The organism is Chitinophaga sp. LS1 (assembly GCF_034274695.1).
Classification (GTDB): domain Bacteria; phylum Bacteroidota; class Bacteroidia; order Chitinophagales; family Chitinophagaceae; genus Chitinophaga.
This window is the reverse complement of sequence record NZ_CP128362.1, coordinates 3234452-3252128: the sequence shown is the minus strand read 5'-3', so window position 1 is coordinate 3252128 and position 17677 is coordinate 3234452. Positions and strand designations below refer to the sequence as shown.

Annotated in this window: 9 protein-coding genes; all 9 read right to left on the bottom strand. The window is 46.6% G+C overall.

The genetic code is table 11. The annotated features are described in order from the left end of the window. Positions 1-10 precede the first annotated feature (10 nt). The 9 genes from QQL36_RS13620 to QQL36_RS13580 all read right to left on the bottom strand — a co-directional run bounded on the left by QQL36_RS13620 (position 11) and on the right by QQL36_RS13580 (position 17670). Positions 11-1714, bottom strand: a complete 1704-nt coding sequence (locus QQL36_RS13620) for a RagB/SusD family nutrient uptake outer membrane protein (protein ID WP_321570012.1) — start codon at positions 1712-1714, stop codon at positions 11-13. Between the two features lie 10 nt (positions 1715-1724). Further along, complete coding sequence (locus QQL36_RS13615) at positions 1725-4529, bottom strand: SusC/RagA family TonB-linked outer membrane protein (protein WP_321570011.1); 2805 nt, start codon at positions 4527-4529, stop codon at positions 1725-1727. A 1-nt stretch (position 4530) separates the two neighbouring features. Beyond that, the gene (locus tag QQL36_RS13610) at positions 4531-5436 is read right to left on the bottom strand and encodes a glycoside hydrolase family 43 protein (protein ID WP_321570010.1); all 906 of its coding nucleotides are present in this window, start codon (positions 5434-5436) and stop codon (positions 4531-4533) included. Between the two features lie 46 nt (positions 5437-5482). Beyond that, positions 5483-6817, bottom strand: a complete 1335-nt coding sequence (locus QQL36_RS13605; protein ID WP_321570009.1) for a glycoside hydrolase family 140 protein — start codon at positions 6815-6817, stop codon at positions 5483-5485. Positions 6818-6824: 7 nt separating this feature from the next. Next, a complete protein-coding gene (locus QQL36_RS13600) occupies positions 6825-9836 on the bottom strand; it encodes a DUF6298 domain-containing protein (protein ID WP_321570008.1) in 3012 nt (1003 codons plus the stop codon). Further along, entirely contained in the window at positions 9826-11922 is a 2097-nt protein-coding gene (locus tag QQL36_RS13595) for a DUF3826 domain-containing protein (RefSeq protein WP_321570007.1), read from the bottom strand. Before QQL36_RS13595 ends, QQL36_RS13600 begins: the two co-directional genes overlap by 11 nt. A gap of 18 nt (positions 11923-11940) precedes the next feature. Continuing rightward, positions 11941-13710, bottom strand: a complete 1770-nt coding sequence (locus QQL36_RS13590; RefSeq protein WP_321570006.1) for a RagB/SusD family nutrient uptake outer membrane protein — start codon at positions 13708-13710, stop codon at positions 11941-11943. A gap of 11 nt (positions 13711-13721) precedes the next feature. Then, positions 13722-16874 carry a TonB-dependent receptor gene (locus tag QQL36_RS13585; protein ID WP_321570005.1) on the bottom strand — a complete coding sequence of 1051 codons (3153 nt, stop codon included), beginning with the start codon at positions 16872-16874 and terminating at the stop codon, positions 13722-13724. Positions 16875-17421: 547 nt separating this feature from the next. Next, positions 17422-17670, bottom strand: coding sequence for a hypothetical protein (locus tag QQL36_RS13580; RefSeq protein ID WP_143708717.1), 249 nt, complete (start codon positions 17668-17670; stop codon positions 17422-17424). Positions 17671-17677 lie beyond the last annotated feature (7 nt).

Below are 17677 nucleotides of genomic sequence, written 5' to 3'. Positions count from 1 at the left end.
TCATTAATATTTAATAGCCGGCATTCTGCCCAAATTCAGCTCCATTCGTTAATGCATCTATCTGTGTTTGTGGCACCGGGCGCAGCCGATGGAATTCCTTTACCTGCGTTACATCCGGATTGTAGGTATGAATACGGTCCACCAGTTTACCGGTACGTTTCAGATCAAACCAGCGAACGTGTTCCCCTGCCAGTTCTCTCGCTCTTTCATCGAGAATGAAATCGAGCGTCACATCACTCGCAGTGATCTGCATAGCAGCTGTATAATCCACAGGTGTTTTCTTAGCCGCTCTCGTTCTCAATACATTGATGTAAGCAGCAGCAGCATTATTATCGCCCAACTGTAAAGCGGCTTCTGCACCGATCAGGTACATCTCTGCCAGCCGGATCACCAATACATCCAGGAAGCCCGGTTGCGCATTGGCCGCGGAACGTGTAATAGGGTCCATGAACTTCTTCAATGGCACATAATCATTTCCCACTTTGATGGTTCCATTCGTATTGTACACGCTATCACGATCTACGACGAGGTAAGGACGGGTGCTCTTGTCTGACACTGAATGTTTAGTGATATACATCGCGGTATCCACACCAACGACCATTGTTCGCCCTACCAGCGATGGATCTTTGCCATAATTCTTCACATCTGTTTCTGTCCAGGTATATGCTTTGTTACAAATCCACACTGTCTGAAAAGAACCATCGAAACGACTATCCTTTTCATCATCATAGAAATCCAATAGCGCACGGGTAGGCATAAAGTAGCGGGTACCATCTCTGCCATAATCCATACTCTGCTGCAAACCGGGTTTAGAGCTGTAAGTTGTGAGGAACCACATATGCAGACGGTTTGCATTTTGATCATAGTCCAATGAATAGGTCAGCGAATTACTGATCGTATACAATGCTTCTTTGTTCTGTTTATTATTTTTAGGATTGAAAACATCCGCATAGTTATCCCATAATGCTACACCAAATTCACCTTTGCGGGCAATGATCTCATCCACAGCAGCTTTTGCTTTTTTGAAATACTCCTGCTGTTCACCACCTGTGTAATAATACGCGCAGGCAAGGTTTGCACGTGCCAGCATGGCCAGTGCAGATTTTTGTGTAGCCCTGCTGTATTCTGCACCATAACTTACAGGCAGGTGCTTTGCTGCATAGTCCAGGTCACTGAGAATGAGTTTATAAAAGTCTTTGACATCGCTACGGGTAGCAGTTACGATCGCATCGTTTGTTTCAGTTGTAGACAGGATCACACCACCCCATTGTTCTACTACATGGTAGTAATAGAATGCGCGGAGGTAGCGCAACTCCCCTTCCCGCTGATTGCGCATCACCGTGTCTGTAAAACCTGCATTGCCAATACGGTTGATGCCTGCATTACAGATATTGATAGCTTTGTACATGTTTCCCCAGGTAGTAATGTTGGGATTGCCTTTGCTGGGAATAAAGTTCTCATATCGCATCAGCTCATTGGCATAATTAGCACGCCCTGAGTTGAACCAGAGATCCGTTCCCATTTCGCCCATCCATTCTCCATTATCTTTTCCATACCAGGCACGTTGTTCTGAATAGGCGGAATTCACGACAGTGATAAATCCTTCCGGGCTGGACCAGATCGCATCGGCAGTAATGCCCGAAGGATTGTATTCATCGAGGCTACAGGCTGTAATACCTGTGAGCATTAATATGACGAGTAAATAGTTTTTCATTTGTTTTGGTTTAGAAATCCACATTTAATCCAACTACTACCTGTTTGCTCAGTGGAGATGATTCTGCGCCACCTCTTTCCGGGTCATAATATTTCAGCAGGTGGCTACGTGCCTTTGTGAAAATATTAGCAGCAGTGGCATACACACGCAGGTTATCTATAGACAGCCTGCTACTCACGGCATGTGGCAATGTGTATCCCAGTGTGATATTCTTCACCTTGAAATATGACCCGTCTATATAGAGCATGGATTGATAACCGGCATAGTCACTGAATTTGGTGCTTTTCTTAGGGCGGGGATAATCGTTGGTTGGGTTTTCCGGCGTCCAGTAGTTCACAAAAGCAGGGCCTCCATTTTCTCCACCTGCATTATAGCGACCCAGGAATTCACCATAGATCATTTGTCCCCAGCGGGCGACAACGAATATTCCCAGGTCAAAGGCGCGGTAGTTAAATGTATGCTGCCAGCCGATAGACCATTTAGGTACAGGAGAGCCTAAGTACTTGAGGTCCGCGTTATTAATAACACTATCCCGGTTCACGTCTGCCAGTTTAATGGAGCCGGGTTTAAAAGCAGTACCACCCATGGTGAGTGCAGCAGCTTTGTCCGCTTCGTTCGTCTGCCAGATACCCAGCTTCTGGTAAGTATAAAATGAATGAACCGGATGCCCCAGCAGCAGGGAATTCGTTTCCTTATCAATTATATCTTTATTCCCTACCAAACTGTTGATTCGTTCCCTGTTCGTTGTGAACGTAATGGTGGATGTCCATTTGAAATGTTTGTGGGCAATATTCACCGTGTTCAATGCGATTTCTATTCCCTTATTGTTTGTAGAACCGATATTCTGGTATACAGATGATACACCTGTGGATACAGGCAGGGTTCTGAGTAATAATAGTTTGGTTGTTTTTGTATTGTACGCATCGATGCTGGCATTGATACGGCTATTGAGAAAAGACATATCCAGTCCTACGTTTGTAGTGGCAGAGAGCTCCCAACCAAGGTTGGTATTCCCAATAGTGGAATTGAACACATATCCGGATGCAGGCACCTCGCCGAACGAGATATTATTTGCCTGAGTGAGACCTGACTGGGTACCATATTCGGAGATAGCTGAGTTACCGGCTACACCATATGTCACTCTCAGCTTCAGGTCATCGACGTTATGTGCATTGCGCATGAATGGTTCATCACTCAGTCTCCAACCTGCAGAGACAGAAGGGAATCCAGCCCACTTATGTCCTACGGCCAACCGGGAAGCACCATCCATTCTTTCACTGAACTGAAACAGGTAGCGACCCTTATAGCTATAATTAATTCTGGCGGCATAAGACATAGTAGCAGAACCCTTGTAAGTAGACTGGAGTTTTCTACTGGTAGCTTCTGTTGCGTCCAGGTTATAAAAGAGTTGTGTGCCCAATACCTGCTTCACACCTGATGCACTGCTGGTGTCGGCATCCTTGTGGGTATAGCTGCTCAGGGCTGTGATGGTAATGGCATGGTCGCCTTTATTCAGGTTGTAAGTAAGCACATTGTCCCAGTTGTAGAAACGGGTATTGCCATTGGTGATGGAGGTATAACTGGTGGCATCACCTGCCCTGTTCAGAGAGGTCGCTGCCTGGAAAATACCGTCCCTGTTAAAGCTGAGGAAGGTGCCGAAATTGGAGCGGAAAGTCAGTCCTTTAACCGGCGTGACATCCAAGTAGCCATTCATGAACACCGTCGCACCGATGGTCTGATCCGTAGCCACTTCCGGGCCTCTGTCATCCGTAAGCGGAGAAATCGTATTGGTATTTCCTGCTACCGGATAGACGTTTACATTACCATATGCATCGTAAGGCACACCCAGTGGGGTGGTAGACAAGGCGACGCTCATAGGATCCTTCCGTTTGTTGAGGGAAGTATAATTGATCTGACTCTGGATACCGGTTTTCGCAAAGCGGGAGATCTCCTGATCCAGGTTCAATCGTACAGAATAGCGGGTGAGATTCGTATACTTCAGTGCACCATTTTCCCTGTAGTAACCGAAAGACATAAAGGCTTTGGTTTTGTCAGTGCCGCCGCTGACGGACACGGAATGACTCTGCTGGGTACTGTTGTGCATCAGGAGGTCTACCCAATTGACCCACTGTCCCTTCTGAATAGCATCGTACTCACCCTGGTTGGCAAAGATGGTGGCATCGTCAGGTAAGGTTTCGCCGGGATTGAAGCTGGCTCTCCATGCTTCTCTTCTCAGCTGCAAATAGCTTTCGCCCATACGGGGAGCCGGGTATTGTGTATATCCGTTCGCACCATAGTAACCATTGTAGGATACTTTTGTTTTGCCGGGTTTACCTTTTTTAGTAGTGATGATGACTACCCCATTTGCACCCTGTGAACCATAGATGGCGGTAGCAGAGGCGTCTTTTAATACTTCCACGTTTTCGATGTCTGAAGGATTCAGGTAAGACATACTGCCTCCCTGCAATCCATCAATAATGTACAATGGACCATTACCGCCGGCAATAGAGCGGGTGCCCCTGATGAGCACATCCGCACCGGCGCCGGGTGCGCCGCTGCTGCGAGTAATGTCCATACCGGGTACCCTGCCCTGCAGGGATTCCAGCGGATTGGCCACAGGCGCCTGCATAATCACATCTTTTTTGATGGTGTAAACAGCGCCGGTGAGATCTCTTTTCTTAACAACGCCATACCCGATTACGACGGTTTCATTCAGGTCGCGCACCTTCATGGAATCGGGTGGATGATGTGTGGTGTCTTGTGCGTAGGTGACCGCACAACAAATGGTCAGGAGGATGGTGAGGGATACTCGCATTTTATTTGGTTTGGGCTAAAAGTCCTTTCAGGACCTTTTTCGTGGTTTTGAATATGGTGCCGTGTTTATGTCCGGTTGGCAGTGAGACTTTGGCTGAGATATCGGTAAAGCTTTTGAAATCGATTGTTTTTATTGCGCCGTAATGGTGTGTGCCATAGTTATCGTAATAAATAAGCCATTCCTTCCCTACTTTGGTTGCGGATGGACCTTCAGTCAGTTTATCTGTAAAAGGAGCTGAAATCGCCTGATATGGACCTGTAGCATGCTCACTGAAGGCAACCTTAATATCCCTTTCAGGGCGTGTGTTGTCTTTTACCACCAGCACATACCTGTGGTTCGCTTCTTTTACGATCGTACCGTCTATCACACTGTAGCCAGGGTCAAAGAAGAGCTTTGCAGGTGAAAAGGTCACGAAATCCCGGGTGGTGGTATAATACAGCCGGTGGTTGTTGTGTTCTTCTTCGGTACCTTTGGGAAAACGACTGGGAATGGTGGTACTCCAGATGATGAGGAACTGGTTATTTTCATCATCATAAAAGAGTTCTGGCGCCCAGACATTTACAGCTGTGGGTTCATGTTCCATCACGGGTATATATCGTTCGTCTGACCAATGGATCAGGTCTTTGGAGCTCGCATAGCCAAAGCCTTTATCACCTTTCCAGGCACTGGTCCATACAAGGTGAAATATGCCATCAGGGCCTTGCTGAATACTGGGGTCCCGCATGTTCTTTCCTCCTATTGCTGGTGTAAGGAATGAGCCGGGAATGTCCGTCCAGTTATAGCCATTGTGGCTATATAACAAATGAAGGCCATCCAGGCCGGGCTCCCGGAAAGATGTGAAGAGGTACACATCTTTTCCGGAGCGGCAGGCCATACAGATAATAAGTAGTAACAATATAGGTCGCATAACAAGTGGAATCAGATGTAATTTTCAGCTGGAAGCATTGAATTCTTTAAGACCTGTCTAAAATCAATACCCAGTCATTTCCTTCTTCTTCCTTACCGGGTGGGTCAAAGACTTTCACGCCTTTGTTTGGAAATGTACCTATCCGGGATGTATACCCGGTGCGTGGATCATACCACGATGCTTTGATATAACCCGCTTCAATCTTTCCTAACTGTACAGGAATACTGCGACCAGTAGCCGTATAATAGAAGGCATATGTCTTTCCTCTTGTTGCCAGAATACGCTGATGCTGCGTACCCGTATCCTTTGCCAGCAATGACTGATCAGGTACACGATCAAAGTAGGAACGGGAGAGCAATAATTGTTTCAGGTATTTCATCTGACCCGCACCCGGTGCATTGAGTGCATCTGTATACACTTCTCTTACACCATATACACCTTTCTCTTTTGCTTTGTGAAACTGTATCACTGAATTATGTCCATAAGTAAACCCGGCACCACCGGCAAATACAGACCAGTAGGCATAACGACGCACATCCTTATCTGACCAGTAAGGCTCTTTCGGATCATGCAATCCCTGTGGAATACTTTCGTAGGATGGTTCTCCATCCAATACTGGTTTTGCAGGTGTACGTTTATAATCTGCCTGTACATACCTGAAATTATCTTCGCCGTATTTTCTTTTTGTCGTATCCTGGTTATAGCGCTGGTGGCCGGACTGAAACATATTAAAATTCAGCCAGGCTGCATGATGGAACCAGTCGGAAGATTGGGCACGGCCTCTCGGATGAAAGGTCATCAGGTGTACGGAGTCTTCTTTGTGCAGGGTATTGCCAATAGCATTCCATACCGTAGAAGAATCACTGCCTTTGATATCGCCACCATTCAGCCAGATAATGTTCTTTTTATCATGAAAACGGGTAGCGAGGAAGTGGGCATAAGTAGCGGCAGCGGCTGGTGACACCTTGCCTTCTTTGACAGGCGAACCCCATACCGGCACCAATGCCAGGTAGAGTCCTTTGGCCGCAGCTTTGTCAACGACAGTTGCTACGAAATCGAAGTACTTTTTCTGAGGTTCAGCAATATTGTTTTTCAACAATGCGGAATCTCCTTTTTGATTCACGGCGGCCAGCTTTGGCAACAGCATCACCTGGATCACATTGAATCCTTTCTGCTGGCGATCGGCCAGATAATGATCTACCTCCGACTCATTCAGGTTAGTGAACAATAACCAACCGGTATCTCCTAACCAGAAGAAAGGCTGCCCATCAGATGTCTGAAAAAAGTGCCCATCCTTTGAGACCTTCAGTGTCAGGGTTTTACTTTGCCCGTAAGTGAGGAACGGGAGTAATAATACGTATAACAGTGTATTCCATTTCATGCTTAAACTATTTGTGGCTTATCCATAACACAGCGGGAGACTGTTGTGGGTTATGGAATTTAAAGCTACTGATCTTTTTGTTACTGATCAGGTGTCCATCCTTTGCATTTATCCAGCGGGCAGTGCCCTTTACACCTGCATCTACTGTTATTTCTGTAGTTGTATTACAGTAAATGATGTATTCGTTTGCCGTATTCTTCAGCGCCATTGCACCGGGTATATCTACAGGTTGCATATCAGCAGCGGCTGTTAAGAAACCGGGCACCTCTATTACAGGAATATCCGGCAGGGAGCCTCCTGCCATCAATACCGCCCACCCAAAACGATCGTAACTGTCTGCTGAGTAAATGACTGCTTTCTCAGGATATTTCCCCCTGTATTCACGCACTGCTTTGTACACCATTTCTTCACTGGCCTTTTTAGGTTTTAGCAACCGTGCGTGCTGACGGGGGGCCAGGTTCTGCCCACCCTGTGGAGCATATGCATTACCATCCTGCTGATAATGCCAGTAGCGAATATCTATCAGGTCAATAACATGTGAATAAGCAGGATTTTGCAGAATGGAATCCTGTACATCCTTTGTTGTGCTGAGACCTATGATACAGGAGGATGCATGTTCCTTTTTATACGCATCAATGGTATTGGCCCAGAATTGCACAAAGTGCAAAGGCCCGGTAAACTCTGCACCAATCAGCTGTATCACATTGCTGTAGTTACGCAGGCTCTCCATACACTGCCGAATATAGGCCTGATGCAAGGCACGACGTACCGGATGAGTCGTATCATAAAACTGTGCAGCCATGAAGATGCGCTTGCCACCTGCATATGGTGGTGGTTCCGGAAAACCTGTATTATTCACATTATTCGCAGGGCGCCATGGAAAATCTGCATAGTGCGCACCGGCTTCGATAATATTGTGCTGGAAGTAATTCTCGTGAATCAATACCATGCCTTTGGATGCAAACTGTTGTAAACGGGTCCAGTACCAGGTATTGTATTTGGTGATATCATATTTGCTGAGTCCATCCCATGCTGTGCCTTCACCACTGCGTGCAAAAGGCTGTTCATAGAATGGAGGCCATACATCGCCATCTATGCGCAATACCCGTTCATGATCATCTCTTCTTCTCTCATACCAGAGACCGTAATTGTGATCAAAAGCAATGATGTTCTTTTGTTGCATCCAGTTGACTACGCTATCCAGGTCATCTGTAAAACCAGTACCGGTGCGGCCGGGTACAAAACGGGTGAGTGCAGGTACGGCTTCTCTTGCATCTTCAGGACGGATACCACCCCGCCACCAGGGTTCTTCATGACGGCCTCCCGTAAGTAGCTGGTTATTTTTTAGTATTCTTCCATTTTGAATGTGGATAACATCAGCATTGGCACGCACCAATTCATTTTTTTTGACAGGCGCTACCTTAATTCCTTTTGTATTGACTTCGATCGTTTTTTGTTTTGTGATCCATTCCAGTAATGTTAATGCCGGCTCCTTTGACTGCGCAATCAGTTCCGCCGCCTGCTGGGGTGATGGACTACTTGAAGCCTCCGATGTAGCAGGCATCAACCTCGCTCTATCCGATACATCCTTACCCAACCGGTCTGCCAGCTGTGCATAATACAAACTACGTGGATTGATGTATTCATTGGAACTATTCCAATACCCATCGCCCTGAAACTGTGCCCAGGCGCCAAATGACCAGTTCATGGCCCCGGGTGGTGCAGGACAAATGATCTTTGCAGCCGCACATTGCCAGAGCATACTATTCGCTGCTGACCAGCCAGCACCCTGTCCATCCTGCCCTCTATCCGGAAAACCCAATGCCTGCCCTGTCACCTGCACATTATCCAGCAATACGCCGGAGGCCCAGCTATCTAATGTACCGCTATAACTAAACGGCATCCAGGATTCACATTGTACAAATGCATTAGGCCCGCCAGCACAATAGCCTACTCCAAAATCATGATAGCCATATTGTGCATAGATGCGCTGAAAAAGCGTTTGCTGACCGGCAGTAAAAAAGGTATTCCTGCGCTGCCCCCCAATTTCACTCACAGGCGCTAATGAGATACAATCTTCTACCGTAATACGACCCGCAGTTTCCCATATGGCCACTGCTGAACCGGCAAAATGTTCAAATGAGACCTGTCTGACCCAGCTATCTGTCGCATTTTCGATGGTAATACCCATCCAGCGATGATCTTCGTCTTTGGGTCGTTTTTCATCAACAGCAGATATACAACGGAGGTTTTCCACCCCCACATGTGTAATCTGCCCCGGCCATTGGTAAGCCGTAATGGTAGCAATCCCGTAGGTCGTATCCAGTGCCGTGGTCAAAGGTGCATCCAGTGTGACCTGATTGCCATGAACAGCCAGTACTTTGCGATCCCAGTGAATCACGCGCTCGTTAGGCTTCCAGCCCAAGGCCGTAATGCCTCCGCCAAAATGTTCCGTACCTAATTGTGCGATCCATGCTTTTGTACAGGGACGGCTGATTTCCACCCTATCTCCTGTTTTGAAAACAGATTGTGCTACCGTAATCGTAGTTGCATTCACAGGCACATAGGCATCGATGATATTTACAGTTGTACTGTAGCGCTTATTATTCACACCAGCGACGCGAATGAGTGGTGCACGGTCTGTACCTGCTCCCAGCAAAATGGTTTCAGGCCCACTGCCTCTCAGTACAACATTCCCAGTATTGATGTGCAAAGAGCCAAACACCTGATAAGTACCTTTTTCAAGTAACACAGCACCACCACCAGCAGCTACCTGATCGATCGCTGCCTGTATATCACCACCTACAGGTACCACTATCCGTGCAGGCACATCCGGAATCGTACTATCCCCACCCATATATCCACAATAGGAATAGTCAGGTATACGATTGCCTAAGGCGTCTGGTGTATACACCAGACGCCCTTCTTTACTCACCGATACCGGTGGTTGTATTTTTTGCTGTGCCGTTGCTGTAAGAGACATACAACATGCCAGCATCCATAAGATCTTATTTTTCATTCCTACGTTTCTTCCAGTCTGCTTCCGCTTTTTTCATATCAATACCGGATGCTGATAAATAGTTATTGATCCTACCTTTGTACTTACCGAACACTGCATGTTTTTGTTCAGATGTACCTGCATCCATTGCATTTTCACGGGCTTCTATCAGCCATGTCATGATCTGTTGCTGTTGCGCAGGTGTCAGGTTAGGCAGCATATCCAGGTAAGCATTGTAAGTGACAGGTAGTATGCTGTAAGTCATCCCATCCTTTACTTTTGTGACCTGCTCAGTCGTTAATACGGAAGACAGTCTGGACAGGTAGTGCTGGTGCAGCTCACGCATGAGCACTGTATCTTTTTTACCTTCGTTATCTTTGATATCTATATATTGCTGTGCAATAATTGACTGTACCTGATCATTCTTTGAATCATCATCAATACCCAGTGTAGATACGATCTTTGCGACACGCTCATTGATGATCATGGTATAAGGTTTCTTATCACCTTTAATATCATTTAGAAAATCTTCGATATTGGTATAGCCATCACCATTTTTATCTTTCACTGCATCGCTGGCATCTTTTGGATTCAGCCCATGTTTGGTTTCCCACTCATCAGGGATACCATCACCATCAGCATCCTTGTAAGGTTTGCCTTTGTATTCAGGATAACCACCTACCTGTGCAATGTCATAGATAATGCCCAGTTTGTACGAATCCGGCGCCAGTCTGCGCTTGATATATTCACTACCAATTTTAGACTCGGTATTGTCTTTGTAAATGATCTTACCGGTACGCACCTGTTCTACCACTCTTTTATCCACAGGATCACGCACTGGCAGGGTAGCACCTGCATTGTCCAATACATACTGATAAGCATCGTTCGCAGAAAGGATCGTCATCTTTGGCATTGGGGCGGGATGATCTACTTTCATATCTACCATATATTGGCCTGCATTTGGCAGGTCTTCTACCTGTACACCGCCATCCCAGTTGTTTTTGGTGATATTATCATAACCTTCCATGATATTGCCGGTTACGTATGTTCTGCCAAACTGCTGGTATTTCAGTTTGCTACGGCCGGATTCTGGCTTAATAATACGGTGACCTACATTCTCATCTCCTGGCGTAACAGGACCCGGTTTGAAATAGTTATTGATGATATTGAACTGTGAACGATAATCGCCACCATCTACAGTACGATGTTTCCAGTTGAATACTACGTTATTCACAAAATTGAACACACTGAACCAACCTACTGAAGGGTTACGTCCTGCATTACAAGCCCAGAGGTTGCGGATGAAAGCACAGTTTTCACCACCCAGTGTACTACCAAAAGCATGATTGTATGTATCCAATGCTTCGGAGGATATACAGTTCTGAATAGTGATGTTGATAGTTGGCAGTTTTTCTTCCTGATAACCCTCCCCCGGGTTGTACATATGCCGGTACAGGGAGATGTTTTCATCCAGGCCCCAGCTGGCAGAGCAATGGTCAATGATGATGTTGCCCACAGGATTTCCACCCAGTGCATCATCCCGACGGCCTACGGTTGTTTCGCCTCTGCGAAAGCGCATGTAGCGGATCACCACATCATGGGTGTCGATCCAGAAGCTTTCGCCTGCTACACAAACTCCATCACCGGGGGCTGTCTGGCCGGCAATGGTGATATAGGGCGCCCGAAGGATAATGGGGGTCTTCAAGTGGATGATACCAGCTACGTTGAATATCACGGTACGTGCGCCACCCTGCTCACAGGCATCACGCAGTGTACCGGGTCCATCGTCTGCCAGACTTGTTACTACATATACTTTACCGCCACGACCGCCAAAGGTGTATGCACCACCACCCTCAGCTCCGGGAAAAGCGGGGATGCTTGCCTGTGGCAGGTCAGTAGGCCGGGAAGCATATGGAATATAAGGTTTGCCATTGCGCGCTTCCTGTGTCACAATGGGTAATGCTTTCTGCCACATGTCGTCTGCATGTTTCTTTGCACCATCAAGCATGGAATCACTTACCTGCTGTACAGCTTTTGGTATGGTTGGATATTGAGCAAATGCATGATGCCCGAAACAAATTGCTGCCAGTATGAAATACTTTTTCATCGGTTATTTAATTTCAGATTATTCGTAAGGATTAAAGGTGCCGCTGTTCCATCCTTGTGTCTGTTCCAGCGATGGGTTCCGTTGTATATTTGAAGTAGGTATACCGTAAAAATAATAATTCGAAGGATAATTTATAGGCTGCTGAGTATCCAGGTTACCCACTGTTGCTGTAAAATAAGTGGTATAGTCAGTGCCATTGATATCCAGCTTATCGCGCAGCATAATGCCTTCGCTGTCTGTTTTTTCAAGGATCGCTACGGTGTAAGGTGCTTTTACGGCAATCGTGAGTACCTTTCTTGTAGTGCCATTTAGTTTGTCGAAGAGTTTATTGCGGCGCATGTCATCGTAACGTTTGCCTTCGAAGGCCAGTTCTATACGGCGCTCATTCAGGATCACCGTGCGCAGTGCTTCCTGTGACAAACCTGTTTGTAAACCATACATGTTATCTGACCCGGGATTGATACCTGCTCTTTTGCGTAGCGCGATCAGCATATCGTAGGCTTCCTGTGTACGACCGGTGGCATTGGCGCATTCTGCAAGGTTCAGCATCACTTCGCCCAGGCGTAATTCTATCCAGTCCGTTTTACCCAGTTTGGTATTATCCTTTATAGTAGCCGTATTACAATTCTTGCGGCAATAGAAACCCGTTACACAGGGTTTACTTTTATCATCAGTCATACCTGTGTAGTTCCATTGTCTGCGGTTGGTTTTATTACTCAGTGGCCAGGTACAGCCATTGTATGCGATGGTTGCATCAAAGCGGGGATCGCGGTTTTTCCAGAAATATACGGAGTCATACCCGGATGTTGCATCGTCGATAGACTTGCCATCTTTGGTAGGATATGATTTTACCATGTCCCAGGTAGGCTGGTACGAACCACCGCCCCCGTTGGACTCTGAGTAAGGACGGGCGGCATCGTCAAATGTACTGGCTTTGTTGGCGCCATCAAATGAACGCAGCATGATTACTTCTTTGTTGCCAGAGCCTTCATCCAGCCAGATGTTTGCATAACTCGAATATAAAGCATAACCATCTATGAGCAGGGTATCATACGCATTTCTGTTTGCCTGATAAGCACGCTCCCAACGGGTCTGATCACTGTTTGGATTGAACTGCGGACTTGCCCAGTACATGAGCATACGGCCCTTGATACCTAATGCCGCACCTCTGGTAATCCGACCTCTGTCAGCACTACCCCAGCTGGCAGGACAACCCGCTGCCATATCAAAATCTCTTGCGATGGAGTCTATACATTCAGAAGTCTTATTTCTCTTTACATACAGATCTTCTGTGATCCAGTCCTGTGGATGGTTCAGATAAGGTACCCCACCATAGAGTTTCACCAGCTGAAAGTAAATCCAGCCACGGAGAAAGTATGCCTGTGACTTGATTTTGGTTCTGGTATCTATATCCAGGGTACCCTTATCTATTTCAGTCAGCAGGATATTGATCTTGCGGATATATGCCCATGCATTGTTAGACGCATTACCACCGTAAAAGTCAGTGATATTGTCAACTGACAGCGTGCCATACCACAGCTTGGAATCACCACCATTATAGTCGTCTGCCAGATCGTGAATAGCTGTAGGTATAGTAGCGGACCCTTGCAGGTTGGGCCATGTAGGCATGGCGATGTCATAGAGCCTGTTCAGGTACAGCGTAGCTGTAGATTCATTATTCCAGGCCGTTTCATCAATACCTGAGAGGTCGGTTTTATCCAGTATCTTGGAACAGGAGCAAAGCCCCAGCAGGAGGAAGATGTATATATAGATGATCTTACTTTGCATAGTTGTTAATTTTACAAACTCAGGTTCAGGCCAAATGTATAGGTACGCAATGCCGGGTAGTCAATAGCCAGATTGGTAGCCGGATCCTTGTAAGGCTGATGATTGATCAGCACCCACAGGTTAGTACCCGTTACAAACATGCGCAGTTCAGGAATTTTCCATTTTGCTGACAGTTCTTTTGGCAAACTGTAAGACAGCTGTGCATTGTTCACACGCATGGCAGTAGCGCTACGTATCCAGAAGTCAGATACTTCGCTGATGAGCGGTGAGTTCATGAGAGGGTACTTTGCATTTGTATTGGTGGGTGACCATGAGTCTTTCCAGATACCGAGTGCGCGGGCGTTTTCTGTAGGTGGTGTTCTCGCCGTCTTATCATATGCTTCGTAGCCACCTACCTGCAGACTGATGTTGAAACTCAGCTTCAGGTCTCTCCACCCGGCACCGAGATTAAAGCCTACCCCAAATATGCTGCTGCTTCTGGGGGCAATACGGGTTTTATCGTTTGCATCTATCTTCCCATCGCCATTGATGTCTTCGTAGTTCATGTATCCTGCAATGAGCGGGTTACCATCGATGGTCCATCCGGGGTGTGCAGCCAGGAAGTTTTCCGCATCCTTGGTCGTACGTACAATACCAGTTGATTTATACCCTTCCATCCCATTATCAGTTCTGCGGCCAATAGGGTTCTTCCATGCAGTATCACCTGCGCCATAGTATTTGCGGATAACTTTATTGTCGCTCCACCCGAAGTTCATGGAAGCAAAGTATTTGAAATCTTTATGGATGGTACCATTATAGCCGATGGACGCTTCAACACCCCATGATTTTAGTCTGCCATAGTTCTGGTCTGCAATGGCAGTACCAAAGGTCGTCGGCACTGTGCTGGTAGGCTGTTGCAACATATCGTAGTTGTAACGGTGCCACATGTCTATTGCAAAGTTGAATTTAGAGTTGAAGAAGGTACCATCAAAGCCAAGGTTTTTGTAGAGGGCTTTTTCCCAGGTAATGTGTTCATTGGGCACATCGTTGTTACTCAAACCACTGGTGTAAGTGCTACCGAAGAGCATACCGGTCGTCTGGGTATATCTTTCCTTGTACTGATAGTTCTTCACGGCATCGTTACCGGTCAGCCCCACCTGGAAGCGGATCTTCAGGTCATCGATAAATTTCACGCTGCGATGGAACCATTTTTCCTGAGAAATTCTCCAACCAATTGCTACTGATGGGAAATAGCCCCAGCGGGAGTCTTTAGGGAAGTTAGGAGAAGCATCTGTGCGGAAAGTAGCTTCCAGCAGGTATTTTTCAGAGAAGCCATAGTTCAGACGGCCCAGGTAACTCACACGACCCGTTTCGCCTGCGGATCCACCGTTGTCATACAAAGATTTATCCTGACTAAAGGCAAACAGTTCATCGATACCAGGGATCACCACCGTTTCACGACGGGTATTGAAAGCGTCACTTTGTGATTCCGCCTGTTCAGCTACGAGTAGCAGGTTGATGTCGTGCTTACCAAAAGTGCGGGCGTAGGTGATCATTTCATCCAGCTGATAGTTGCTGGAACCACCGTAATTCTCCAGCATCACGTTACCATTCTTGATAAATGTAGTTGGGTTGGTAGTGGTAGTTTGATTGGTAAAGATCACGTTCTGTGTGGTCACATGCACGCCTTCCCTGATAAAATTGTAGAGGTAGTAAGGTACATAGTATTCCTTGCCGAAATCAGTACGGGAATTGCGGCCATATTGTACGCGGAAAGACAACCCCTTGATGGCCGGCAGTTTATAATCCAGGGCAGCGTTGATAGTCTGGCCCTGTGATTTTGTTTTGGCATAACTACCCGATTTCACTAGTTCTGAAGGGCTCCAGCCGGGCACTGAGGAATAAACAGGTTTACCATCGATGTACATAGGCACCCATCCGGGAGTGAGCAGCAGCGCACTCACGGTAGCATTCATCTGGTCTGACTGCTCGGTAAGACCTGATTGAACGGTTTTAGGTGTGGGCCTGTTCACGATGGAGTTATCTGTAGCAAAGGATGCAGTAGCGGTCAGGTTATCGACGATTTTGGCATTGATACCCAGGCGCACGCCAAATTTGTTGCTATACAGATCACCTACGTTTCCGTCTTCTTTATAGTAGTTAGCACCGGTGAAGAAAGTCACTCTTTCGCTACCACCGCTTACATTGATGGTATGGCGGGTAAGATGTGATTTTTTCCAGACATCATCGATCCAGTTGTAGTTATGGGATCTGAGATAAGTCAGTTCATCGTCGGTATAATATTTTGCAGTGTTGGCATCTTTGAGACTGGTATACTTGTTATTGAGCATGGTTGCCTGATCAAAGCCGGAGAGCATTTCAGGGATGTAAGTCGCATTAGACAAGCCATAGGAACCAGCATAGCTAATACGTGGTTTGCCGGGTTTACCCATCCTCGTTTTCACCAGTACCACACCGTTTGCTCCTCTGGCGCCGTAGATAGAGGCGGCAGCATCTTTGAGGAAGGAAATACTTTCCACCATAGTTGCATCCAGGTTGTCAAAGTCGGCCTTCGTCATCTGGAAACCGTCAATTACATAAAGCGGATCTGTAGAAGCGCCGGTAGCAGCCCAGGTGACAGGGTTTCGGATGGTGAGGCTGGTAGTAGAACCGGGGCGGCCGGATGACTGGCTGATAGATACACCGGGCACCCTGTTTTGCAGGGCAGTAGCCAGGTTGGCTACTGGCAGGTCTTCTACTTCGGCAGTATTTACTACTGCCACCGAGCCCAGTACGTTCGCACGTTTTTGCGTACCATAACCAATGATGACAGTTTCATTCAGGGACTTCACGTCTTTTCCGAGAAAAGCATCGATCGATTCCTGTTTGTTGACAGCGATTTCCTGGGGAACATAACCGATGAGGGAAATAATGATGGTAGAGTTTTCGTGGACTTTCAAAGTGTAAGATCCATCGGGAGCAGTAGTGGTTCCTTTATTACCTACTTTTACGCGAACCGTTACTCCCGGGAGTCCAGATCTTTCATCTGCGTCATAGATCTTCCCTTTTAAGATAATTTCTTTTGCCGGCGTAGCAGGTGTGGTTGGCTGCTGTGCAAAGGCCGTGGAACATAGAAATAGCAATCCTGTTATCCTTATCAGGATACATGGTAGATTTTTAAACATTGCCCGCATTATTTAAGGCATATACAATGAGGGATAGTCAGCGCATGGTGGTATGTCTATAGCAGGCATACGGCCCACAATTTCAATGGGAGAGTACCGGTTTTTATCCCTGTGTGAGAACTTTAATCCAGTAAGGTTTTCGTGATACTACGATTTTGTAGTAGTAACATTCAACAATGAGAACCTTACCCTTAGGTGGTGATATTCATACATTTTCATACCTGATGGAATTTTATACAATTTTTCAAATTGGATAGCAGGGCGCGGTCTGCTATTGGTTTATGGGCCATTCTACAGTAAAAAAAACGCCACTCATAATCATGGAAATTACACAAACTGCAGTTGTCGTCTTCGGTGTCTTACTGACACTAATAGGTGCCAAGCTACACAAAGTTTTAAGCAAAAGAATAGATCGGGGAAATTTTATTTACGCAATCGTTGCCGGAAATGATTAGTGCAGAAATCGCTTCTCCCAGAAGCACAAAACGTTGCTACCGGGGGCAGCAACGTTTTGTTGTAGGCGAGGCAGCCTGGATCAGGCTTGTCGTCACTCTTTGAAGGCACGGGCTATGGATGCTGTAGTAGGATTGGGAGATGAATAGCCGTAGGCACACAGGGCTCCGTTTCCTTTACAACCTGTTGGCGGATTATCTTTATCGAAAGTCGATCCCAGATATTCATACGTGTACGGGTCATACCAATAGACGAGAGACCGGAAAGATTTAGCAGCCTGTGTGGCACTAATGGTTACAATGGTTAATACTGCCGCTAGTGCAGTAAGACGGATGTGTTTCATTGCTTTG

What these genes read in the sequence shown, in the direction of transcription:
- QQL36_RS13620 (WP_321570012.1), bottom strand. Translation starts at nt 1,714, where the DNA reads ATGAAAAACTATTTACTCGTCATATTAATGCTCACAGGTATTACAGCC.
- QQL36_RS13615 (WP_321570011.1), bottom strand. Translation starts at nt 4,529, where the DNA reads ATGCGAGTATCCCTCACCATCCTCCTGACCATTTGTTGTGCGGTCACC.
- QQL36_RS13610 (WP_321570010.1), bottom strand. Translation starts at nt 5,436, where the DNA reads ATGCGACCTATATTGTTACTACTTATTATCTGTATGGCCTGCCGCTCC.
- QQL36_RS13605 (WP_321570009.1), bottom strand. Translation starts at nt 6,817, where the DNA reads ATGAAATGGAATACACTGTTATACGTATTATTACTCCCGTTCCTCACT.
- QQL36_RS13600 (WP_321570008.1), bottom strand. Translation starts at nt 9,836, where the DNA reads ATGAAAAATAAGATCTTATGGATGCTGGCATGTTGTATGTCTCTTACA.
- QQL36_RS13595 (WP_321570007.1), bottom strand. Translation starts at nt 11,922, where the DNA reads ATGAAAAAGTATTTCATACTGGCAGCAATTTGTTTCGGGCATCATGCA.
- QQL36_RS13590 (WP_321570006.1), bottom strand. Translation starts at nt 13,710, where the DNA reads ATGCAAAGTAAGATCATCTATATATACATCTTCCTCCTGCTGGGGCTT.
- QQL36_RS13585 (WP_321570005.1), bottom strand. Translation starts at nt 16,874, where the DNA reads ATGTTTAAAAATCTACCATGTATCCTGATAAGGATAACAGGATTGCTA.
- QQL36_RS13580 (WP_143708717.1), bottom strand. Translation starts at nt 17,670, where the DNA reads ATGAAACACATCCGTCTTACTGCACTAGCGGCAGTATTAACCATTGTA.